The organism is Xanthomonas prunicola (assembly GCF_025266575.1).
GTDB lineage: Bacteria > Pseudomonadota > Gammaproteobacteria > Xanthomonadales > Xanthomonadaceae > Xanthomonas > Xanthomonas prunicola.
Genome location: NZ_CP096142.1, coordinates 5,189,282 through 5,214,797, shown reverse-complemented (window position 1 = coordinate 5,214,797; position 25,516 = coordinate 5,189,282). Strand labels below are relative to the sequence as shown.

At 67.9% G+C, this 25,516-nt stretch carries 1 protein-coding gene and 1 pseudogene; both read right to left on the bottom strand.

Annotation, left to right across the window (positions count from 1 at the left end; translation table 11 throughout):
- Positions 1 to 54: 54 nt before the first annotated feature.
- Positions 55 to 6,011, bottom strand: a pseudogene (locus M0D43_RS21995) (amino acid adenylation domain-containing protein); the annotation flags it as partial.
- A gap of 227 nt (positions 6,012 to 6,238) precedes the next feature.
- Entirely contained in the window at positions 6,239 to 25,516 is a 19,278-nt protein-coding gene (locus M0D43_RS21990; RefSeq protein WP_260807632.1) for a non-ribosomal peptide synthase/polyketide synthase, read from the bottom strand.

Genomic DNA, 25,516 nt, shown 5'->3' with positions numbered 1-25,516 from the left:
ACGTCGATCCAGCTTGCCGTTGACGGTCAACGGCAAGGCGTCCAATGCCACATAGGCCGCTGGCAGCATGTAGTCCGGTAAGCGCGCACGCAGTTGTTCGCGCACTGCCTCGGTGTCGATCCGTTCGGCCACGACGTAGGCCACCAGACGCGGTTCGCCCGGCTGATCCTCGCGTGCCAGCACCAGCGCATCGTCGATGCCGGCGCAAGCCAGCAACGCCGCTTCGATCTCGCCCAGTTCGATGCGGAAGCCGCGCAGTTTGAGTTGGCGGTCGGTGCGGCCGAGGAAGTCCAGGGTGCCGTCGGCGCACCAGCAGGCCAGATCGCCGGTCCTGTACATGCGCTGGCCGGGGGTGTGGGCGAACGGGTCGGGGACGAAGCGTTCGGCGGTCAGGTCGGGACGGCCCAGATAGCCGCGCGCCAGCGCCGCGCCGGCCAGATACAGCTCGCCCCGCGCGCCGATCGGCAGCGGTTGCGCGTGGCGATCCAGCACATGCGCCCGGGTATCGGCGAGCGGACGGCCGATACCGGTCGGCGTGTCGGCGGCGATGGCCTGGACGGTGGCCACCACGATGGCTTCGGTCGGGCCGTAGGTATCGAGTAGCCCGGTGCGCGTGCCCTGCAGCCAGCGTTGCCGCATGGCTGGCGTCAGCGCTTCACCACCGACGATGACCTGGCGCACGCAGGCGGGGATCTGCAGCGACTGTGCGCACAGTTGCGCCCAGAAGCGGGTCGGCAGATCGACAACCGTGATGCCGGCCTGCGCGCAGTGTTGCCAGAACCTGTCGGTATCGAGCCAGGTATCGTCGCGCAGCACCAGGGTGGCGCCGCTGCACAGGGCGCCGAAGATTTCCTCGACCGAGGCATCGAAGGCCAGCGTGGCGAATTGCAGCACGCGGTCCTGCGCACTCAGCCCATAGGTGTCGATCAAGGCCTGCAGGCGCGTGGCCAGGCCCCGGTGCGAGACCATCACCCCTTGGGCCGGCCGCTGGAGCCGGAGGTGTAGATCACGTAGGCCAGGCGCTCGTCCTGCAGCCCCTGCACGAACGGGGTGTCCGCCGGTGCCGCGGACCACGCAGCGGCGTCGGCATCGATGCGTAGCAGCACCGCGTCGAGGGGGTCGGGCAGGCGGGCCAGGCACGCCGCGTCGGCGATCAGCACGCGCGGGGCGCTGTCGGCGAGCATGCACTGCAGACGCTCGCGCGGATAGGCCGGGTCCAACGGCACGTAGGCGCCGCCGGCCTTGAGTACCGCCAGGATCGCGACGACGGCATCCACTCCGCGTTCCATGCACAGCGCCACCCGCGTGTCCGGTGCCACCCCGAGCGCGATCAGATGGTGTGCCAGGCGGTTGGCGCGCAGGTTCAGCTCGGCGTAGCTGAGGTGGTGCATTCCGTCCTGCACGGCGAGCGCATCGGGGGACTGCGCGGCCTGCCGCTCCACCAGGCGATGCACCGGCAGGGCGTCTTCGGCAATCGCAGCGGTGGCATTGAAACGGCGCAACTGTGCACGGCCACTTTCGCTCAGCAACGGCAGTTGCGCGACCGGCGTCGCCGCCCCGGCGACCATCGCACGCAGCACGGCGATCAACAGGCCGATGTGGTGTTCGATGCTGGCGCGATCGAACAGCGCGGTGGCATAGCCGATGCTGCCGAGCAAGCGGCCGTCGTGTTCGGACATCGAGATTTCGAGATCGAACTGCGCTGCATGCATCGGCAGCATGACCGTTTGCTGGCTCAGCCCAGGCAGCTCCAGGTTGCCCTCCGGTGCGCTTTGCCAGGCGAACATGACCTGGAACAGCGGGTTGTGGGTGGTGCTGCGCAGCGGATTGAGCGCTTCGACGATCTGCTCGAACGGCGTGTGCTGGTGCGCCTGCGCGGCGAGCGTATTGGCACGTACCTGGCTCAGCAGCGTGCCGGTATCCGGTGCCTGACGTAGATCGATATGCAAGGCCAGCGAATTGACGAACAGACCGATCAGCGGCTCGAGTTCGGCGCGGTCGCGTCCGGCGACCGGAATACCGATGACAACCTGGTCCTGGCCGGACAGACGCGACAACAAGACGGCCCAGCCGGCCAGCAGGGCCATGAACAGGGTGGTGCCATGGCGCTGGCTCAGGCTGCGCAGCGCCTGGCTTAGCGCTGGGTCCAGCACGAAACCGAGCACATCGCCACGGTAGTCCTGCTGCGGCGGACGCGGTCGGTCGGTGGGCAGCAGCAAGCGCGGTGGTGCATCGTGCAGATGCGCACGCCAGAAGGCGAGCTGTTGTTGCCGGTCGCCGGCAAGCCAGCGGTGCTGCCAGGCAGCGAAGTCGGCGTACTGGATCGGCAGCGGCGGCAACGGGTCGTCCAGCCCGCGCAGGAACGCGGCATATAACGTGCTGCATTCGTTCACCAGCAAGCCGCTGGACCAGGCGTCGCCGGCGATATGGTGCAGCGTGACCAGCAGCAGGTGATCGTCGTCGGCCAAGTGCAGCAGACGGCCGCGAATCGGCGCTTCGCGTTCCAGATCGAACGGCGTGCGGGTTTCTGCATCGATCTGCTGGGCGATGACCGCCTCCGCATCCACCGCATCGGATAGATCGTGCTGTTGCAGCACAAATCCGCTTCCTGGCGGAGCGATGCGCTGCATCGGGCGACCGTCATACAGCACCACGCCGGTGCGTAGAACCTCGTGCCGGTCGACGATGGTGTCCAGAGCGCGCTGGAGCGCGTGGCGATCGAGCGGCCCCCGCAGCCGCAGTCCACTGGGAATGAGATAGGCACTGCGCGCCTGTGCGTGCAGGCCGATGAACCACAGCCGCTGCTGGGCGAAGGACAGTGGCAGCGGTGCGTCGCGCGGCACCGGGACGATCGCGGGCAGGTTGCCGGTGGCGGCCTTGGCGAGCAGATCGGCCAGCGCCGCCACCCGAGGTTGGGCGAAAATATCGGCCAGGGCCAATTCCACGCCCAATCGCTCGCGCAGGCGTGAGATCAACTGGACCGCCAGCAGCGAGTGACCGCCGAGCGCGAAGAAGTCGTCGTGGCGTCCGACCTGTTGGACACCGAGCAGTTCGCTCCACAACGTCGCCAGCACCTGTTCGAGATTGCCTTGCGGGGCGACATAGGCGTGCAACTGCAGCGCGTGATCGTCGGGTGCCGGAAGTGCGGCGCGATCGAGTTTGCCGTTGGGGGTCAGCGGCAAGGTATCGAGCTGCACGTAAGCGGCTGGCAGCATGTGGTCGGGCAGGCGCATGGCGAGTTGGCTGCGCAGCGTTGCCGGCTCCATCATCGAAGCGTCGCCGACCAGATAGGCGACCAGGCGTTTTTCGCCAGTGTCCGCGCGCGCGATGACCACCGCGTCCTGCACACCAGCGCAACTGCACAAGGCCGCTTCGATCTCCCCCGGCTCGATGCGGAAGCCACGGATCTTGACCTGCGCATCGTTGCGGCCGAGGACATCCAGCGTGCCGTCGGCCAACCACCGCGCCAGATCGCCAGTCCTGTACATGCGCTCGCCGGGGTGCATGGCGAACGGATCGGGCACGAAGCGTTCGGCGGTCAGAGCAGGGCGAGACAGATAGCCCTGCGCCAATTGCGCACCGGCGATATGCAGCTCGCCGGTCACACCAATTGGTACCGGTTGACCGTGGCGATCGAGCACATAGAGCCGGGTATTGGCCAGCGGCCGACCGATCGGCACGCGTCGGTTTGCATCCGGCGCATGCTGCAATGTCAGTGTGGTGACGAACTGCGTACTCTCGGTCGGGCCGTAGGTCTGCAGCACGGTGGCTTGACCACCAGCGCCAAACACCGTTGCCAGTGCATGCGTATCGGCGACATCGCCGCCGGTGAGCAGCAGGCGTAAAGCACCGAGTCGCTGGGCGATCAGCGGCGCATAGGCGCGCAGTACGCCAGCAACCAGGATCAATACCGACAATCGCTCGCGTGCCAACAACGCGCCCAACACCTGTGGATCGCGCATGACCGGCGCAGGAACGACCACGATCGTCGCGCCGTTGAGCAGGCTGCCCCACACCTCAAGCGTGGCCGAGTCGAAGGCCGGGTTGGAAGCGAAGGCGACCCGGTCGCTGGGGAGCAAGCGCGCCGGTCCATCCTGCAAGACCAGATTGAGCACCGCGCCATGCGCCACCGCCACGCCCTTGGGAGTGCCGGTGGAACCGGAGGTGTACATCACATAAGCCAGAGCACGCGGGTGACTGAGCATCTGCTGCGGTGTCGCAGGCGCATCCAGCGCCCAGCGTTCTGGATCCACGCACCGCAGCTGCGCAACGTCGAGCGCGGGCGTCTGTGCATGCACCAGGGCCAGCCGGGCATCACAGTCACGCAGCAACTGGGCGAGACGTTCGGCCGGTTGTTCCGGGTCCATCGGCACGTAGCAGGCGCCGCAGCGGAGAACGGCCAGCTGCGCGATGACCAGGCTGGCCGAGCGCGGCAACAGCAGCGCCACCGGCTGGCCGGGTTGTAGTCCCTGCTGTTGCAGATGTTCGGCCAGGCACGCGGCGCGGTTCCACACCTGCGCATAGCTGAGACTAGACTCCCCATCGATCAGCGCAGTCGCTTGGGGAGTGCGCTGGACCTGCGCAAGCAGGGCCTGGCACAGGGTGACGGCCGGCAGTGGCGTGGCAGTGGCAGTGGCAGTGGCATTGAAGTCATGCACCAAGCGCTCGCGTTGCTCCTGCGGCAGCCACGACAACTGCGCCAAGCGGGGATTGGCATCCGTGCTGATCGCCTGCAGCATTTCCACGAATTGCGCGACGTGGCGCTGCATGCTCTCGCTGTCGAACAGTGCGGTGGCGTAGCCGAGGCGCCCGCTGAGCGCGTCGCCATGCTGCTGCATGGACAAGCTGAGATCGAATTCGCTGCTGTCCTGGCCGGTGCGCAGCGGTGCGACCTCCAGTCCAGGCAAAACCAGGGATTGGCCTTGCTGCATCGTGTCCAGCGCAAACATCACCTGGTAGAGCGGGGTGTGGCTGAGCGCGCGTGGCGGTTGCAGCAGTTCGACGACCCGCTCGAACGGCAGATCCTGGTGATCCTGCGCGCTCAGCACCACATCGCGCACCTGCTTCAGCCAATCGCTCAGCGTGCCCTGTGGTGGCACCTGGAAGCGCAGCGCCACGGTGTTGACGAACAGGCCGATCAACGGCTCGATCTCGCTGCGCGTGCGGCCAGCGACGGCGGTGCCGATGACCAGATCCTGCTCGCCGCTGAGCCGCGACAGCAGCAGTGCCCACGCCGCCAGCAGCACGCTGAACAGCGAACAGCGATGGGATCGCGCCGCTGCCTGCAGCGCTTGGCTCAAGGCGGCCGGCAGCACGAATTCGACGCTGGCACCGACATAGTCCTGCTGCGCCGGGCGCGGACGATCCCACGGCAGCGGCAGCAGCGTCGGTGCGCCGCCAAGCTGGGCTCGCCAATACGCCGCGTGGCGTTGCACCGCATCGCTGCCGAGTCGCTTGTGTTGCCAGATCGCATAGTCGGCGTACTGCACCTGCAATGGCGGCAGCGGATCGGAATCTCCGGACAGGAACGCGGCGTACAGGGTGCCGAGCTCCTTGAGCAGCAGTCCCATCGACCAGCCGTCGGACACCAGGTGATGCAGCGTGATCAGCAGTACGTGTTGCTGCGCCTCCAGCTGCAGCAACTGCCCACGGATCAGCGGCCCCTGCGCGAGATCGAACGCACGGCAGGCCTGCTCGTGCGCGTAAGCGTCGACGGCGGCGGCGGGTTGTGGGTGATCGCGCAGATCGGTCTGCTGCAGGCAGAATCCGGCGGCGGACAGGATGTGCTGCCTGACCTGGCCTTGTACCTCGACCAGACAGGTGCGCAGTACTTCGTGGCGCTCCACGATGCGGTCCAATGCCGCGCGCAGAGCATCTTCGTCGAGCCTGCCTTGCAACCGCAGTCCACCGGCCAGGTGATAGGCGGTGCTGCCACGTGGGTCGAGCCGTGCCAGAAACCACAGGCGCTGTTGTGCGAACGAAGCCGGCAACGTCTTGAAAGGTCGATCCATGAAAATTCGGGTCGCCAGCAGTGGGAGGGGCGCTGCCTGATACGCACGTGCACACAGGGGTGCGCGACGTATCCAATGACGCTCCGTGAGGCGTCTTTTTCCCTGTTACCGAAGCCTCATGCTTGCCTCAACGTGACACCCACTTGCCTGATGCAGGACGCATGCAGGCAAGTCGATGGGCCGAATCGACGCGACACCGGCGACTGCATGGATCGTGACCGGGACCATCATTCGTAGTAGTTGCTCCTGTTCACCAAGGCGGCGATCGGGGCGCTGGACGCGACGGTGCCGTCGGCCAGCGCGCCGGCCATGCGCGCCAGCGTCGGCTCGGCGAACACCCGCGACAGCGGCAAACGGCGTCCGAGCCGGGTCTGGATGCGGGTAGAGAGTTGCACGGCCAACAACGAATGCCCGCCGATGTCGAAGAAATTGTCGTGCCGGCTGACCGTGCTAACGCCGAGCAATGCGCACCAGATCTCGGCAAGCACGCATTCGGTCTCGCCGTGTGGAGGCTCGCTCTCCGCGATGCCACGTTGCACATCGTCAGGTGCGGGTAGCGCCCGCACATCCAGCTTGCCGTTGGCGGTGAGCGGCCAGGCCTGCATGAGGACGTAGGCATCCGGCAGCATGTAGTCGGGCAGCGTATCGGCCAGGTGGCGGCGCAATACGTTCGGGTCGTGCGCCGCGCTGTCGTCGATTTGCGTGCCGATGACATAAGCGACAAGACGACGCTGTCCGGCGGTGTCCTGGCACACGCGCACCAGCGCCTGGTCGACCTGCGGATGCGTTTGCAGCGCCGCCTCGATTTCGCGCGGTTCCAGCCGGAACCCGCGGATCTTGCTCTGCGCATCGCGTCTGCCCAGGCATTCGAGCTGGCCATCGGCGCGCCAGCGGCCCAGATCGCCGGTCCTGTACATGCGCGCTCCCGGCTCACCACTGAAGGGGTCGGGCACGAAATGCTCGGCGGTCAATCCTGCTTGCCGCACATAGCCAAGCGCCAGACCGAGGCCAGCGATATGGAGTTCGCCCTGCATGCCGACCGGCAGCGCTTGGCGATGCGCATCGAGCACGTACACGCGCAGATTGCCAATCGGCATGCCGATCGGGATGCGTTGTCCATCGTCGGGCGTTTCGCTCACTGCGACAGCAGTGACGAACTGCGTGGTTTCGGTGGGGCCGTAGGTCTGCAACAGCGTGTGCGGTCGTTGACCGCGCAGCAGCGTGGCGAGCGCCTGCGGATCGGCGATGTCGCCACCGGTAATCAGGTAGCACAGCGTCGGTAGCGTGCGTGCCAGTTCGCTTGCATAGGCACGCAGTACCCCAGCGACCAGGATCAGCACGCTGATCGCATGCGTGCGTGCGAAGTCGGCCAGCACATTGGGATCGAGCAGGACGTCCTGCGGCACCACGACCAGGCTGCCGCCGCTCAGCAATGGCGCCCACACTTCCAGGGTGCTGGAGTCGAAGGCGGGATTGGACGCGAAGGCGAAGCGGTCGTCGGCCTGCCAGCGGGCGTAGTTCGGGTCGCGCACCAGATTGAGCACGGCCTGGTGCGGCACCAGCACGCCTTTCGGGCGGCCGCTTGAGCCTGAGGTGTACATCACATAGGCGGGTGCGGCAGTGGGCAATGGCGGGGTCACGAACGCATCGGTCGGCTTTGCGGTCAACGCGATCTCTAAACACGGCGCCGTCGCCCAGGGCGGAGCGTCGCCGGGCGCGTGCACGATGGTGCGGGCCTGGCAGTCCTCGGCCAGCTGGACGTGCCTGGCGGCGGGCTGTCGTGGGTCCAGCGGCACATAGGCCGCACCTGCCTTGAGGATGCCCAGCTGTGCGGCCACCAGTTCCGCACTGCGTGGCAGCAGCGTCACCACACACTCGCCACTGCGCACTCCGGCGGCGATCAGCTGCGCCGCGATACGGTTGCTGTGCGCGTCCAGTTCGGCATAGCGCAGGGTGCGGTCACCATCGATGACGGCGATGGCATCCGGCGTGCTGCGAGCCTGGGCCTGGAACGCTGTGTGGATCGTCACCGGCGATGGCACCGCGCGTGCGCTGTCGTTCCACTGGTGTAGCGAACGCCATCCGTCTGCATCCAGCAATGCAGGCCGGTCCACCGCCAGCATGGGTGCGTCGGCCAGCGCGGCCAGCAGACGCGCGTAGTTGTCCAGATACGCCTGCATGGTGCTGCGATCGAACAGCGCGGTGGCGTAGTGCAGCACGCCGCGGATCCGCGTGGGTGCGATCTGCATGTCCAGCGACAGATCGAACTGTGCAACGCAATGATCGTTGGGGTAAGCGCTCAGTTGCAGGTCCGGCAACTCCAGGGCGCGTGCCGGCGTGGTGTCGGAGGAGAACATCGTCTGGCACAACGGTGTGTGCGACAGACTGCGGATCGGTCGTACCGCTTCGATGATGCGTTCGAATGGCAGATCCTGGTGCGCCTGTGCGGCAAGCAGTGTGGCCTGGACCTGGTCCAGCAGTTCCAGGAACGTCGGCCGCGCGGACAGATCGATGCGCAACGGCAGGGTGTTGACGAAGAAGCCGATCAATGGTTCCAGTTCGCTACGATTGCGGCCTGCCGACGCGGTGCCGATGACCAGATCGGTCTGCCCACTGTAGCGGGACAGCAGCGCAGCCCATCCGGACAACAACAGACCGAAGATGCTGGTGCCGTGCCGCACGGCCAGCGCCTGCAGACGCACGCTCAGCGTCTCGTCCAGGAGCAGTTCCACCCGGTCGCCGGCGGTGTCCTGCAGCGGCGGACGCGGCCGATCGGTGGGCAGCTCCAACAAGGCCGGCGCATCGCGCAGCTGCGCGCGCCAGAAATCCAGTTGGCTCTGCTGCAGTCGGCTGTCGATCCAGCGATGTTGCCAGGCGGCATAGTCGGCGTACTGGATCGGCAGTGGCGGCAGCGGATCGGGCTGGCCTTGCACGAAAGCCGCATACAGCGCGCCGAGCTCCTCGATCAGTACGCCGATGGACCAGCCGTCGGAGACGATGTGATGCATGCTCAGCAGCAACACATGCTCACGTTCGGCCAGGCGCAACAGACGGCCTCTGAACAACGGACCGCTTGCAAGGTCGAAGCCGGTGTTAGCCTCGTTACGGGCGTGTAAGCGGGCAGCGCTTTCCGGCGCTGGCTCGCTGCTCAGGTCGATCAGTTGCAGGGCGAGCTCGCGCGGCGCATCGATGATCTGCAGCGGAATATCGTCGACATTGGCGAAGTGGGTGCGCAAGGTCTCGTGACGCGCCACGATGCGATCCAGTGCACGGGTGAGCGCCTGGACGTGCAAGTCGCCGCTCAGCTGCACGCCGCCGTGCATGATGTAGATCGCACCGGTGCGCGGATCGAGCTGGTTGAGGAACCATAGGCGTTGCTGTGCGAACGATAGCCGCATGGGTTCAGTGCGCGGCACCGGCAGGATGGGCGGTAGTGCAGTGGAGCCTGCATCGCCCAGTGCCAGAGCCAACTCGGCCAGGCGCGGTTGAGCAAACAACGCCGCCAACGGCAGTTCGACACCGAGCGCGCTGCGGATGCGTGAGATCAGCCGCACGCCGAGCAAGGAGTGTCCGCCCAGTGCGAAGAAGCTGTCGTGGCGTCCGACGCGTTCGACGCCGAGCAATTCGCTCCACAGGCTGGCGAGCAAGGTTTCCCGTTCGCCTTCTGGCGCTGCGTAGGTCTGCACCGCGAGCGCATCGGTATCTGGCGCCGGAAGTGCGCAACGATCGAGCTTGCCGTTAGACGTGAGTGGCAAGGCATCCAGCCACACATACGCACTTGGCAGCATGACCTCGGGCAGGCGCGTGGCCAGTTGCGTGCGCAAGGCATCGGCGCTCACGTCGGTGGCGTCGCCGATCAGATAGGCGACCAGGCGCGGCTCGCCCGGGTTGTCCTCGCGCAGCAGCACGGCGGCGTCGCGCACCCCGTGGCAGGCGCGCAATGCGGCGGCGATTTCGCCCAGTTCGATGCGGAAGCCGCGCAGCTTGACCTGATCGTCGTTGCGGCCGAGGAAGTCCAGGGTGCCGTCGGCACGCCAGCAAGCCAGGTCGCCGCTGCGGTACATGCGTTGGCCTGGCTGTTCGGCGAACGGATCCGGCACGAAGCATTCGGCGCTCAGGGCGGGGCGGCCGAGGTAACCGCGGGCGAGCTGAGGCCCGGCGATATGCAGGTGGCCGGTGACGCCGATCGGTGCCAGTTGACCGTGTCGATCGAGCACATGGATGCGCAGATGGGCGATCGGGCGGCCGATCGGCACGCGGCCACTCGGGGCCAGGGCATCGTCGGCGGTGGTGGCGTGGACCACGCAGCCGACCACGGTTTCGGTCGGGCCGTATTCGTTGATCAGCCGCGTGTGCGGTGCGAGGGCCTGCCAGCGGGCCAGGGTGGCCGCAGGCAAAGCTTCGCCGCCGATCACCATCACCGCTGGACTGAGCGGTCCTGGATTATCTGCCAACTGCTGACCGAGCACTTCCAGATGGGCCGGGGTGAGTTTGACCAGCCCAAGCGGGGTGGGATCGCACAGGCGCTGGCGCAAGGCGTCGAGGGTGGCGTGCTCGGGTAGCAGTTCGACGCGTGCGCCGCACAGCAGGGGCGCCAGCAGGCTGGTCAGTGTGGCATCGAAGGCCAGCGAGGAGGACACCACTGCGCTGGGGAACGGGCGGTAGGTGTTGATGGCCCATTGCAGGTAATGGGCGGCACCTGCGTGAGTGAGCAGGGTGCCCTTGGGCTGTCCGGTGGAGCCGGAGGTGTAGATGACATAGGCCAGGTTGTCCGGGCATAGGCTGGTGACCGACGGTGCGCCGGGGTCGTCCAACGCTGCATCCCGGTCCGTGTCCAGCGTCAGCACGCTGACGCGCAACATGGCGCGGCTGGCCGGCAGGCGGTCCTGCAGCGCGGTGCAGGTCAGCACCGCACGCGGGCGGCTGTCGGCGAGCAGGAAGGCCAGGCGTTCGTCGGGCAGGTCAGGATCCAGCGGCAGATAGGCGGCGCCGGCCTTGAGCGTGGCCAGCAGCGCCACGACCTGCTCAATGCCGCGCGGCAGGTACAGGGCGACCCGGCTCTCCGGTCCAACGCCCAGTTTGTGCAGGCGATGGGCCAACCGGTTGGCGCGCGCCTCGAGCGCGGCGTAGCTGAGTTGGACATCGCCATCCAGCAAGGCAATGGCATCAGGCGTGCGGCGCACCTGGTCTTCGAACAGCTGGTGGATGCACGTGGCTTGCGCCAGCGGAGCGGTCTCTGTGGCGGTGAAGTTCTGCAACTGGGCGCGTTCGTCGGCGGGCAGCAACGGCAGTTGCGCGATGCGCGCTTGCGCGTCGGCGGCCATGCCGGCGAGGACCTGGACGAACTGGGCCAGCTGGCGTTCGATGGTCCCGCGGTCGAACAGCGCGGTGGCGTAATTCAGGCTGCCGACGATGCGATCTCCGACTTCGCCCAGGAACAGCTCCAGATCGAACTTGGCATCGCGTGCCTGGGCCTGGATGGACTGCAGCCGCAGGCCAGGCAGGGTCAGGTCGGCCTCGGGGACGTTCTGCCAGGTCAGCACGACCTGGAACACCGGCTGCGCGGCCAGGCTGCGCTCGGGGTTGAGCGCCTCGATGACCTGCTCGAAAGGCAGGTCCTGATGGTCCTGCGCGGCCAGGGCGGTGCGGCGCACCTGGGCCAGCAACTCGGCGACCGAGGGGTTGGCGCGCAGGTCGATCCGCAGTGCCTGGGCGTTGACGAAGAAGCCGATCAGCGCTTCGAGTTCGCTGCGGGTGCGGTTGGCGACAGGCGCGCCGATCACGACTTCGTCCTGTCCAGACAGGCGCGACAGCAGCACTGACCAGGCGGCCAATACCGTCATGAACACGGTGCTGCCGTGACGCTGGCTCAGGGCGCGCAATGCCGCGGTCAGTTCGGCATCGAGCGCGATTTCGATGCTGTCGCCGCTGTAGTCTTGTAGCGCTGGACGCGGGCGGTCGGTGGGCAGCTCCAGCAGCGCCGGGGCACCTTGCAGATGCTCGCGCCAGAAGCTCAGCTGGCGTTGCAGCAGCTGGCCTTCGAGCCAGCAACGCTGCCACTGGGCGTAGTCGGCGTATTGGATCGGCAGCGGCGGCAGAGGATCGGGCTGGCCCAAAGCGAAGGCGGCATACAGGGTGCTGAGTTCGCGCACCAGCAGGCCCATGGACCACCCATCGGTGACGATGTGATGCATGGTGACCAGCAGGCGATGTTCGTGTTCGGCCAGGCGCAACAGGCGGCCGCGGATCAGCGGCCCATGTTCCAGATCGAAGGCGGTGTTGGCCTCCTGTTCGGCATGGCGTTGGGCGTCGGCGTCCGGATCTGCTGACTGGCGCAGGTCGATGCAATGCAGCGCAAAGCCGATTTCCGGCGGTGCGATGATCTGAGTCGCGCCGTCGTCGATGGAGACGAAACTGGTGCGCAGCGCTTCGTGGCGGGCGACGATGCGATCCAACGCCCGTTGCAGGGCGGACAGATCCAGTTCGCCGTGCAGGTCGACCCCGCCGGCCAGCAGATAGGCCTGTGCGGCACGCGCGTCGAGCTGGGACAGGAACCAGAGGCGTTGTTGAGCGAACGACAGCGACAGATTGCCCGCGCGGGGCACCGGCACGATCGCCGGCAATGTGCTGGTGGCCGCGGTGCGCAGGGCGATGGCGATGTCGACCAGGCGCGGTTGGGTAAACAGCGTGGCCAGGGGCAGTTCCACGCTCAGCGCGCTGCGGATACGCGAGATCAACCGTACCGCCAGCAGGGAATGGCCACCCAGGGCGAAGAAGCTGTCGTGGCGGCCGATCTTCTCGACGCCGAGCAGCTCGCTCCATAGCCCGGCCAACAAGATCTCCAGCTCGCCCTGGGGGGCCAGGTAGGCCTGCAGCGCGAGAGCGCTTGCGTCGGGCGCCGGGAGGGCGCAGCGCTCGAGCTTGCCGTTGGCGGTCAGCGGCAGGGCGTCCAGTCGCACGTAGGCGGCGGGCACCATGTAGTCGGGCAGGCGCAGACCGAGTTGGGTCCGCAATGCGTCGGGGCTGGTAGCGCCGTCGCCGACCAGATAGGCGACCAGACGCAGCGCCCCAGGGCTGTCCTGGCGGGCGATGACCACCGCCTCGTGGATGCCGTCGCAAGCGCGCAAGGCGGCCTGGATTTCGCCGAGCTCGATGCGGAAGCCGCGCAGCTTGATCTGATCGTCGTTGCGGCCGAGGAAGTCCAGGGTGCCGTCGTCGCGCCAGCGGGTCAGATCGCCGGTGCGGTACATGCGCTCGCCGGCTTGTTCGGCGAACGGATCGGGCACGAAGCGTTCGGCGGTCAGGCCGGGCCGGTGCAGATAGCCCTGGGCCAGCTGCGCACCCGCGATGTGCAGTTCGCCGGCCACGCCGATCGGCGTCGGCTGGCCGTGACGGTCGAGCACGTAGGCACGGCTGCCCGGCAACGGCCGGCCGAGCGGGATCCGCGCCGCGTCCGCGGCCACTGTCGCGACAGGGTGAACCACACTGAAGGTGGTGGTCTCGGTGGGGCCATAGCAATGCAGCAGCCGTTGCGGCGCGGCCTGGGCCAGCAGCGCGGCGACGCTGCCGGCATCGACGCTGTCGCCGCCGGTGAGCAGGCAGCGCAGCGTCGGCAGCAGATCGCGCAGGGCATGCCAGTAGCCGGGCAACAGCCCGGCGGTCAGATGCAGGATGCTGACCTTGGTGGCGCTCAGGTGCTGCGCCAGTGCGGTCGGGTCGAGCAGGGTTTGCTGGTCGACGATGACGATGGCCGCGCCGTGCAGCAGCGTGGCCCACACTTCGAAGGTGCTGGCATCGAAGGCGGGATTGGCGAGGAAGGCAACGCGGTCCTGCGGCTGCAACGGCGCATGTTGCTGGTTGAGCGCGAAGGCCAGCACGGCCGCATGCGACACCGCCACGCCTTTGGGCGTACCAGTGGAGCCGGAGGTGTACATGACGTAGGCCGTGGCCGCGAGCGGCACGGCGATGGCCGGCGGCGTGGCGGTATTCGCAGTGTCGAGATCGGCCAAGCTGAGGCAGGCCACGCCTGCCGGAGCGAGCGTGCCGTCGCGTTCCTGGATCAGCACCGTGGCCTGTGCATCGGCGATCAGCGCGAGCAGGCGTTCGCGCGGATGCGCGCTGTCCAGCGGCACATAGGCCGCCGCGCACTTGAGCACGGCCAATTGCGCGACGATCAACTCGACCGAGCGCGGCAGCGCGATGGCCACCTGCGCGCCTGCGCGCAGGCCCAGCGCGAGCAGGCGCTGCGCCAGCCGGTTGGCGCGGGCGTCGAGCGCGGCATAGCGCACGCGCTGCTGGCCGGCGACCACGGCGATGGCATCGGGCGTGCGCTGCGCTTGCGCCTCGAACAACCGGTGCACTGGCTGCGCCGGTATGGCGGCGGGCGTGCCCGTGCCGAACCTTGACAGCAGGTGCTCGCGCTGCGGCGCATCCAGCAAGGGCAACCGGGCCACCGGCACACGGTCTTGCGAGGGCATGGCCTGCAGCAGATGGACGAAGCTGGCGAGGAAGCGCTGCACGGTGCTGCGCTCGAACAGCGCCGTGGCATAGCCGAGGCTGCCGACGATGGCCCCGTCGCGCTCGTGCAGCGCCAGCTCCAGATCGAACTTGAGTGCGTCCAGCCGCTGCGGCACCGCATCCAGCGTCAGTCCCGGCAGTTCGATGCGGCTGTCGGGCGTGTTCTGCCAGGCGAACATGACCTGGAACAATGGGTGGTGGGCGAGGTTGCGCGTCGGGTTGAGCGCTTCGATCACCTGCTCGAAGGGGACGTCTTGATGGTGCTGCGCGGCCAGCGCGGTGGTGCGCACCTGGCCTAACAATTCGGCGAACGTGGGGTCGCCCCGCAGGTCGATGCGCAGTGCCTGGGTGTTGACGAACAGGCCGATCAACGGCTCCAGTTCGCTGCGGGTGCGGTTGGCGATGGGCGTGCCGATCACCACTTGATCCTGTCCGGACAGGCGCGCCAGCAGCACGCCCCAGGCGGCCAGCAAGGTCATGAACACGGTAGTGCCGTGGCGCTGGCTCAGCGCCGTCAGCGCGGTGCTGAGCTCGGCATCGAGCACGCAGGCGAGCGTGTCGCCGCGCGCGTCCTGTCGCGCCGGGCGCGGTCGGTCGGTGGGCAGCTCCAGCAGCGCCGGCGCGTCCTGCAGGTGGTCGCGCCAGAAGTCGAGCTGGCGTTGCAACAGTGGCCCCTCGAGCCAGCGGCGTTGCCACAGGCTGTAGTCGGTGTACTGGATCGGCAGTGGCGGCAGCGGATCGGGCCGGTCTTGCGCGAAGGCGGCGTAGAGCGTGCCCAGTTCGTGCACCAGCACGCCCATCGACCAGCCATCGGCCACCAGGTGGTGCAAGGTGACGAGCAGGACATGCTCGTCCTCGCCCAGACGCAGCAGTTGGCCGCGTGCCAGGGTGTCGCGGGCCAGGTCGAAGGGTGTGCCGGCTTCGTGTTCGGCCAGACGCGACACCTCGGTCTCGGGGTCTGGATGACCGCTGAGATCGTGCTCGCGCAAAGGGAAGCCGACGTCTTCGGCGTCGATGAGCTGCACCGGTTCTTCCTGCTGCAGACCGATGCGGGTGCGCAGGGTTTCGTGGCGGGCGACAAGGCGGTCCAGCGCCTGGCGCAGCGCGTGGCGGTCCAGCCGTCCGCGCAAGCGCAGGCCGTTGGGCATGAGGTAGGCCAGGTCGGCCTGGGCGTCGAGCTGGGCCAGGAACCAGAGGCGTTGCTGGGCGAAGGACAGCGGCAGCGGTTGGCCGCGCTCGGCCGGCACGATGGCCGGCACGATGGCCGGCAGGGTGCTGGCAGCGGCGCTGTCCAGGGCCTGGGCCAGGTCGGCCAGGCGTGGGTGGGCGAACAGGGTCGCCAATGGCAGCTCGATCCCCAGGCTGCTGCGGATGCGCGAAATCAGCCGCACCGCCAGCAGCGAGTGGCCGCCGAGGGCGAAGAAGCTGTCGTGGCGACCGACCTGCGCGACGCCGAGCAGATCGCTCCACAGTGCGGCGAGGAGGATTTCACGCTCGCCGTCGGGGGCGAGGTAGGTCTGCGTGGCCAGCGCATCGGCGTCCGGCGCCGGCAGGGCGCGGCGGTCGAGTTTGCCGTTGGGCGTCAGCGGCAGTGCGTCCAGCGGCACGTAGGCGCTGGGCAGCATGGCCTCGGGCAGGCGCGCGGCCAGTTGCGTGCGTAGTGCGTCGGCCGCGAGGTGTTTCGCGTCGCCGATCAGATAGGCGATCAGACGCGGTTCGCCGGTGTTGTCCTGGCGCAGTATCAGGGCCGCATCCCGCACGCCGGCGCAAGCACGTATTGCGGCTTCGATTTCGCCAAGTTCGATGCGCACGCCGCGCAGTTTGACCTGGTGATCATTGCGGCCGAGGTACTCCAGCGCGCCGTCGGCACGCCAGCGGGATACATCGCCCGTGCGGTACATGCGCTGGCCCGGCTGCTCGGCGAACGGATCGGGGACGAAGCGTTCGGCGGTCAGATCCGGACGGCCCAGATAACCGCGCGCCAGCTGCACGCCGGCGATCTGCAGTTCGCCGGCCACGCCGATGGGTGCCAACTGGCCGTGCGTATCGAGCACGTGCAGGCGGGTATTGGCGATCGGTCGGCCGATCGGCACGCAGCTGGTGTCGGCCGCGGTGCATTCCCAGACGCTGACGTCCACCGCCGCTTCGGTCGGGCCGTAGAGGTTGTACAGGCGGGCGTGTGGCAGGCGCTGGCGTACGCCGTGGGCAAGATCCGCTGGCAAGGCTTCGCCACTGCAGACGATGCGCTGCAGGCTGGCGCATGCGCCTTGCGGTAAGACATCCAGGAACACCCGTAGCATCGACGGCACGAAGTGCACGGTGTCGACGCCGGTCCGTTCGATCAGGTCGATCAGATAGGCTGGATCCTTGTGCCCACCCGGTTCCGCCAGCACCAGACGCACGCCCACGCGCAGCGGCCAGAACAGTTCCCAGACCGAGACGTCGAAGCCGACCGGGGTCTTCTGCAAGACGCTCCGGTTGGGTTGCAGCTGCAGGTGCTGCTGCATCCACTGCAGGCGGTTGTCGATGCCGGCATGGGTGGTGACCACGCCTTTGGGCGTGCCCGTGGAGCCGGAGGTGTAGAGGACATAGGCCGGGTGCTGCGGGTGCAGTGCCACCGTGGGCGCTTGCGTGGAAGCGCAGGCCCACAACGCGGCGTCGGCGTCGGCGTCTAGCAACACGGTGTGCCGATCAGCGCATTGCTCTAGCAGTGCCACGGTCTCACGATGGGCCAGCAGCACGCAGGGCCGCGCATCGGCGAGCATGGTGTCCAGGCGCGCGGCCGGTACGTCGCTGTCCAGCGGCAGGTAGGCGGCGCCGGCCTTGAGGATCGCCAGCAGGGCGACGACCAGGTCGATGCTGCGTGGCAGGCACACGGCGACGCTGCTTTCCGGCACCACGCCCAAGCCGATCAGGTGATGGGCGAGCTGGTTGGAGCGGGCATCGAGCTCGGCATAGCTGAGCGTGCCGTGGTCGTCGGTCACGGCGATGGCGTCGGGCGTGCGTTGCGCCTGCGCTTGGATGGCGCGGTGCAGGTAGCCCGCGCCGCCCAGGTCGGTGGCGGTCGCGTTGAAGCCTCGCAACTGCGCGTGCTCTTCGGCGGGTAGCAACTCCAGCGCATGCAACACCGTCTCCGGCGCATGCTCCAGCGCGTCTACCAACGCCTGCACGGTGTGCAGCAGCAGCGCCGCCACGCGCTCGCTGCCGATATGTTCCACGCACTGCACATCCAGGGAAAAGCCGCCGTCGGCGGTGTGATCGTCGACCGACACCGCCAGCGGATAATGGGTGCGCTCCCGTCCGCCGAGCTGCTGTATCTCGCGCAAGGCATCGTGCTGCGGATGGGCCTGGTCGTCCAGCACGTTACTGCCGCCGGCATAGCGGTAGTTGAGCATGGCGTTGAGCAGCGGCAGCGTCGGGTCCACCGCACTGCAACGTTGCGCCAGGGCCAGCGGCGCATGCTCGTGGTGGAACAGGCGCGCCAGGGCTTGCTGGGTGTGGTGCAGGGCCTGCGCCACGTTGTGGCCGCGACAGCCCAGGCGGATCGGCAGGGTGTTGAGGAACATGCCCAGCACGCGGTCCACGCCGATGCTGGCATGCATGCGGCCGAACAGCACGGTGCCGAACACCACCTCGTCGCGACCGCTGCTGCGCGCCAGCATCAGCGAGTAGGCCAGATGGAACAGGCTGGCCGCAGTGACGCCATGGCGGCGCGCTTGGGCGCGTACGGCGTGGGCGAGCGTGGTCGGCAGCGGCTGGCGGAGGTGTTGCACGCTGTCCAGATCGCGCACCGGGGCGAAGACGCCGAACGGCGCGATGGGCGATTCGATGTCGCCGAGCATCTTGGTGAAGAAGGCCTGGTGGTCCTGCGCGGAGACGCCGGCCAGGGTATGGGCGACGAAGTCGCGGAACGGCAGCGGTGCCGGCAACTGGTGCTGCTGTCCGGCCAGATGCACGCGCACCTCTTCGACGAGCAGTTCCAGGGTGGTGTGGTCCATCGCCAGGTGATGGTGCTGCAAGCCGAGCAGCCAGCGACCGGTGGATGGATCGTCGGCCAAGTGGGCATGAATCAGCGGCGCCTGCTGCAGGCGCAGTGCGGCCTCGGGCGCATGCATCCAGCGCTGCAGTGCCGTGGCCGGATCTGGGCCGTCGAAGATGTGCACACGCCGTGGCAACGTCGCCTGGCGCCAGACCACCTGCACGGGCACGCGCAGGTGCTGCCAGACCACGCCGGTGCGCAGGATGTCGTGGCGGACGATGACCTGGTCGAACGCGTCGAGGAAGGCGGCGCGCTGCTCGGATGTCGGGAAGGCCAGCAGCGAGGATTGCAGATACGGATCGGCGAGCGGATCGGCCAGGTGATGGAACAGCAGGCCTTCCTGCAGCGGCGCCAGCGGATAGAGGTCCTGCACGTTGGCCGTGCCGCCGTCGACGTTGGCCACCACCGTGTCGATCTCGGCCTGGGTCAGTTCGAGCAGCGGCAGCAGGTCGGGCGTGATGCGGCGACAGCCGGCCTCGATGCGGTTGGGCGGGACGACCACCTGGGAGGCGCTGTGCAGGCGACTGGCCAGCCCGGCGACGGTGGGTGTGCCGAACAGGGCGCGGACTTCCAACTGCCAGCCAAGCCGGCGCAGGCGCTCGATCAGCTTGACTGCCAGCAGCGAATGGCCGCCGAGGGCGAAGAAGTTGTCGTGGCGGCCGACCTGCGGCACGCCGAGCAGCTCGCGCCACAGCGTGGCGAGCAGGGTTTCCAGTTCGCCTTCGGGCGCGGCGTAGGCGTTCGCGGCCAGTGCGTCGATGTCCGCTGCGGGCAAGGCGGCACGATCCAGCTTGCCGTTGGGCGTGAGCGGCAACGCGTCCATTTGGATGAAGGCCGCGGGGATCATGTACTCGGGCAGACGCGCGGCGAGCTGGGCGCGCAGGGCGGTTGGGTCCTTGGCCGCGCCGTCGCCGATGAGATAGGCGATCAGCCGTTTGTCTTCGGCACCAGCGGCGACGACCACCGTCTCGCGCACGCCGCAGGCACGCAAGGCGGCTGCGATCTCGCCCAGTTCGATGCGCACGCCGCGCAGTTTGACCTGGTGATCGTTGCGGCCCAGGTACTCCAGCGCGCCGTCGGCACGCCAGCGCGCCACATCGCCGGTGCGGTACATGCGCTGGCCCGGCTGCTCGGCGAACGGATCGGGGACGAAGCGTTCGGCGGTCAGATCCGGGCGGCCCAGATAACCGCGCGCCAGCTGCACGCCGGCGATCTGCAGTTCGCCGGCCACGCCGATCGGAGTCAACTGACCATGCGCATCGAGCACCTGCAGGCGGGTATTGGCGATCGGTCGGCCGATCGGCACGCTGTGTGTGTCGGCCTCGGTGCATTCCCAGACGCTGACATCCACCGCTGCTTCGGTCGGGCCGTAGAGGTTGTACAGGCGCGCCTGCGGCAGACGTGCGCGGACTGTGCTGGCCAGATCCACCGGCAAGGCTTCGCCGCTGCAGACGATGCGCTGCAGGCTGGCGCATGCGCCTTGCGGTAAGACATCCAGGAACACCCGTAGCATCGACGGCACGAAGTGCACGGTGTCGACGCCGGTCCGTTCGATCAGGTCGATCAGATAGGCCGGATCCTTGTGGCCGCCCGGTTCCGCCAACACCAGGCGCGCGCCCACGCGCAGCGGCCAGAACAGTTCCCAGACCGACACGTCGAAGCCGACCGGGGTCTTCTGCAAGACGCTCCGGTTGGGTTGCAGCTGCAGGTGCTGCTGCATCCACTGCAGGCGGTTGTCGATGCCGGCATGGGTGGTGACCACGCCTTTGGGCGTGCCCGTGGAGCCGGAGGTGTAGAGGACATAGGCCGGGTGCTGCGGGTGCAGTGCCACCGTGGGCGCTTGCGTGGAAGCGCAGGCCCACAACGCGGCGTCGGCGTCGGCGTCCAGCAACACGGTGTGCCGATCAGCGCATTGCTCTAGCAGTGCCGCGGTCTCACGATGGGCCAGCAGCACGCAGGGCCGCGCATCGGCGAGCATGGTGTCCAGGCGCGCGGCTGGCATGTCGCCGTCCAGCGGCAGGTACGCCGCACCGGCCTTGAGGATCGCCAGCAGGGCGACGACCAGGTCGATGCTGCGTGGCAGGCACACGGCGACGCTGCTTTCCGGCACCACGCCCAAGCCGATCAGATGATGGGCGAGCTGGTTGGAGCGGGCATCGAGCTCGGCATAGCTGAGCGTGCCGTGGTCGTCGGTCACGGCGATGGCGTCGGGCGTGCGCTGCGCCTGCGCTTCGATGGCGCGGTGCAGGTAGCCCGTGCCGCCCAGGTCGGTGGCGGTGGCGTTGAAGCCTTGCAACTGCGCCTGTTCGTCGTCCGCCAGCAGCGGCAGGTGCGCAACGCATGCGCGGTCGTTGGCGACCATGCCCTGCAACAGCATCACGAACTGGGCCAGGTGGCGCTCCACGGTGCTGCGGTCGAACAGCGCGGTGGCGTAGGTGAGCTGACCGGCGATGCGTGCGTCCTGCACTTGCAAGGTCAATTGCAGATCGAACTTGGCCGTGGCGTTGCCCTGTTCCAGCACGCGACTGTGCAGGCCAGGCAGATCCAGAGCGACGTCCGCGTTGTTTTGCCAGACCAGCATGGCCTGGAAGACGGGATGATGGTCGAGATGGCGCGCCGGGTTGAGCGCTTCGATGACCTGCTCGAAGGGCAGGTCCTGGTGCTCCTGCGCTGCCACGGCGGTGGCGCGGACCTGGGCCAGCAAGGTCGCGACGGACGGCTTGGCGCGCAGATCGATGTGCAAGGCCTGGGTGTTGACGAAAAAGCCGATCAGCGGCTCCAGTTCGCTGCAGGTGCGGTTGGCGATCGGGGTGCCGATGACGACCTCGTTCTGGCCGGACAGGCGCGCCAGCAGGGCACCCCAGGCGGCCAAGACGGTCATGAACAGCGTGGTGCCGTGGCGCTGGCTCAAGGCCGTGAGAGCCTCGGCGAGATCGGCATCGAGGGTCAGATCGACGCTGTCGCCGCGGTAGTCCTGCAGTGCCGGGCGCGGGCGATCGGTAGGCAGTGCCAGCAGCGCCGGTGCGCCCTCCAGGTGGTCGCGCCAGAAATCGAGCTGGCGCTGCAGCACTGGGCCATCGAGCCAGCGGCGCTGCCACACGGTGTAGTCGGCGTACTGGATCGGCAGTGGCGGTAGCGGATCGGGCCGACTCTGGACAAAGGCCGCGTAGAGGGCGCCGAGCTCTCGCAGCAACAGGCCGATCGACCAGCCATCGCTGACGATGTGGTGCATCGTCACCAGCAGACGATGGCGGTGCTCGTCCAGACGCAGCAGGCGGCCGCGGATCAGCGGTCCCTGTTCCAGGTCGAAGGGCGCGTGGGCTTCCTGCTCGGCCAGGCGCTGCGCGTCGGCGTCGGGATCGTGCGCATGGCGCAGGTCGATGCAGTCCAGCGCAAAGCCGACCTCGGGTGGGGCGATGCGCTGGATGGCGCTGTCGCCGCTGGCCACGAAGGTGGTGCGCAACGCTTCATGGCGGGCGACGATGCGATCCAGCGCCTGCCGCAGCGCCGCCAGGTCCAGTTCTCCTTGAAGCTCCACGCCGCCGGGCATCGCGTAGGCCAGGTCGGCCTGGGCATCGAGCTGGGCAAGGAACCACAGGCGTTGCTGGGCGAAGGACAGCGGCAGGTTGCCTTCGCGGGGCAGCGGCACGATGGCCGGCAGTTGGCTGGCCGCGAGGCTGTCCATGGCGCGCGCCAGATCGGCCAGGCGCGGCTGCATGAACAACGCAGCCAACGGCAGTTCCAGGCCCAGCGTATGACGGATGCGCGAAATCAGCCGCGTGCCCAACAAGGAATGTCCGCCCAGGGCGAAGAAACTGTCGTAGCGACCGATCTGTTCGACGCCAAGCAGCTCGCTCCACAGCGCGGCCAGTAGGGTCTCCAGTTCACCCTCGGGAGCGGCATAGGCCTGCACATCGAAGGCGTCTGTGTCGGGTAGCGGGAGCGCGCGCCGATCGAGTTTGCCGTTCGCGGTCAGCGGGAGGGCATCCAGCCGCACATAGGCCACCGGAATCATGGCGTCGGGTAAGCGTGTGATCAGTTGGGCGCGCAACCTGTCGGCACAGAGCCAGACAGCAGCGTCGCCCGGTGTTGCGTCGCCAACCAGGTAGGCGACCAATCTGGTATCGCCAGGGCGATCCTCCCGGGCGAGGACGACGGCCTCCCGCACGCCCTCGCAGGCGCGCAGTACCGCTTCGATCTCGCCGAGCTCGATGCGCACGCCGCGCAGCTTGACCTGCGCGTCGTTGCGGCCAAGAAAATCCAGGTTGCCGTCGGCACGCCAGCGCACCAGATCGCCGGTCTTGTACATGCGCTGGCCGGGCTGATCGGCGAACGGATCGGGGACAAAGCGTTCGGCGGTCGGTCCAGGGCGGCCGAGGTAGCCGCGGGCGAGCTGACGTCCGGCAATATGCAGTTCGCCGACCACGTCGATCGGCGCCAACTGGCCGTGTTCGTCCAGCACATAGGCACGGGTGTTGGCGATCGGCCGGCCGATGCCGGGCAGCACGCCGGCGCGCGTGACCTGCGCCGAGGTCGCCACCACCGTGGTCTCGGTGGGGCCATAGTTGTTGATAAGCTGCGCCGATGGCAGCTGCGCGAGTGCGCCGAGCCGATCGCCGCCGGTGAGCAGCACGCGCAGCGTCGGCGGCAGGCCGGGGTCGCGCAGCACTATCTCGGCCAACGGTGTGGGCAGGAAACTGCTGTGCATGTCTTGCTGCCGCCACCAGGCAAGCAGCGCATCGGGATCGCCACTGGCCGCAGCCGGTGCCAGTAACAAGGTGGCACCGGCGCACAGGGCCGGCCAGATTTCCCAGGTGGCGGCATCGAAGCCAAGGCCCGCCAGCGAGGTGCAGCGTTCGCCGGGCTGCAGGCCGAAGCGCGCGATATGCCAGTGGACCAGATTGCACAGTTGCCGGTGCTCGACCAGCACGCCCTTGGGCTGTCCGCTGGAACCGGAGGTATAGATCGCGTAGGCCGTCTGCTCCGGATACGCGGACGGGGCAGGCGCAGGCGTATCCAACGCTGCGCCAAGCTGGGCGCTGGCGTCGGGCTGGTCCATCAACAGGACACTGACGGTGCGCAGGACGTGGCTGGAACGCAGCTCTGCTGCCAGTGCGGTCGTGGTCAACAGCACGCACGCCTGACTATCTTCCAGCAGATAGATGCTGCGTTCGATTGGATAGGCCGGATCGATCGGTACGTAGGCGCCGCCCGCCTTGAGTACCGCAAGCAGGGCGACGATCAGCTCGGGGCTGCGTTCGAGACGGATCGCAACACGGCGTTCCGGGCCAATGCCGAGTGCGACCAGTCTGGCGGCCAGTCGATCGGCGAGCGCGTCCAGCTCGGCATAGCGGAGCTGGGCGTCGCCGGCAACCACGGCGACGGCATCGGGCGTGCGTCGGGCTTGCGCTTCGAATACGGTGTGGACGCAGCCGGTGGCAGGCAGCGCCATCGTGGTGGCGTTGAACTGCTGCAGGAGTTGCCTGCGGTCTTCTTCGCGCAGCAACGGTAGCTGTGCGATGCGGAGGTGATCGTCGGCGAGCAGACCGCGGAGCATGCGGACGAACAGGACCACGTGGCGCTCGATGGTGGCGCGGTCGAACAGTGCGGTGGCATAGCAAAGAGCGCCGACGATGCGGTCGTCGGCCTCGCGCAGCGATAGGTCGAGGTCGAACTTGGCGTCGCTGGCGGTTTTGTCGATCGGACTCAGGCGAAGGCCCGGCAGTGCGGGTTCGGCGTTGAGTGTGCTCTGCCAGGCGAGCATGACCTGGAACAGCGGGGAATAAGCAAGGCTACGTTCCGGGCTGACTGCTTCGATGACCTGCTCGAACGGCAGGTCCTGATGGTCTTGTGCCGCCAGTGCGGTGGCGCGGACCTGGGCCAGGACGTGGGCGATGCTCGGGTTGGCGCGCAGATCGATGCACAGCGCCTGGGTGTTGACGAAAAAGCCGATCAACGGTTCCAGTTCGCTGCGGGTGCGATTGGCCACGGGCGTACCGATGACTACCTGGTTCTGGCCTGACAGGCGCCCCAGCAGCACCGCCCAACTGGTCAGCATGGTCATGAACAGCGTGGTGCCATGGCGCTGACTGAAACTGCGTAGCGCGTCGGTAAGGTCGGCATCCAATGTGATGTCGACGCTGTCGCCGCTGTAGTCCTGCAGCGCCGGCCGGGGGCGGTCGGTCGGCAGGTCCAGCAGGGCCGGGGCGTCGCGAAGATGTTCCAGCCAGAAGTCCTTTTGGCGTTGCAGCACCTGACCGGTAATGTGGCCATGCTGCCAGACGGCGATATCGGCGTATTGCAGCGGCAACGGTGGCAGCGGGTCGGGTTGGCCAAGCGCGAAAGCGGTATAGAGCGAGGTCAGTTCGTGCACCAGCACGCCCATCGACCAGCCATCGCAGACCAGGTGGTGCAGGGTGATGAGCAGGACATGGTCGTCCTCACCCAGACACAGCAGTTGGCCGCGTGCGAGGGTGTCATGGGCCAGGTCGAAGGGGGTCTGCGTTTCCTGTTCGGCGCGGCGTTGCGCCTGATGTTCGGGATCGGGACAGGCGCTGAGATCGTGTTCGCGGAGCCGGAAGCCGATGTCGTCGGCGTCGATGATCTGCACCGGTTCGTCCCGGTGCAAGGCGATGCGGGTACGCAAGGTCTCATGGCGGGCGACGATGCGGTCCAATGCCCTGCGCAGGGCGTGGCGGTCCAGCCGTCCGCGCAGGCGCAGGCCGTTGGGCATGAGGTAGGCCAGGTCGGCCTGGGCATCGAGCTGGGCCAGGAACCACAGGCGTTGCTGGGCGAAGGACAGCGGCGGCGGCGCCTCGCCGTTGCGTGGCTGGATCGTCTCCTGCGCATTGGCGGCAGGTGCCGCCTTGGACAACAAGGCCCAGAGTCGGTTGGCCTCCTCCGTGGTCAGCGTCGAGATATCCTGCGGAAGCTTGGACGAGGAGGACAT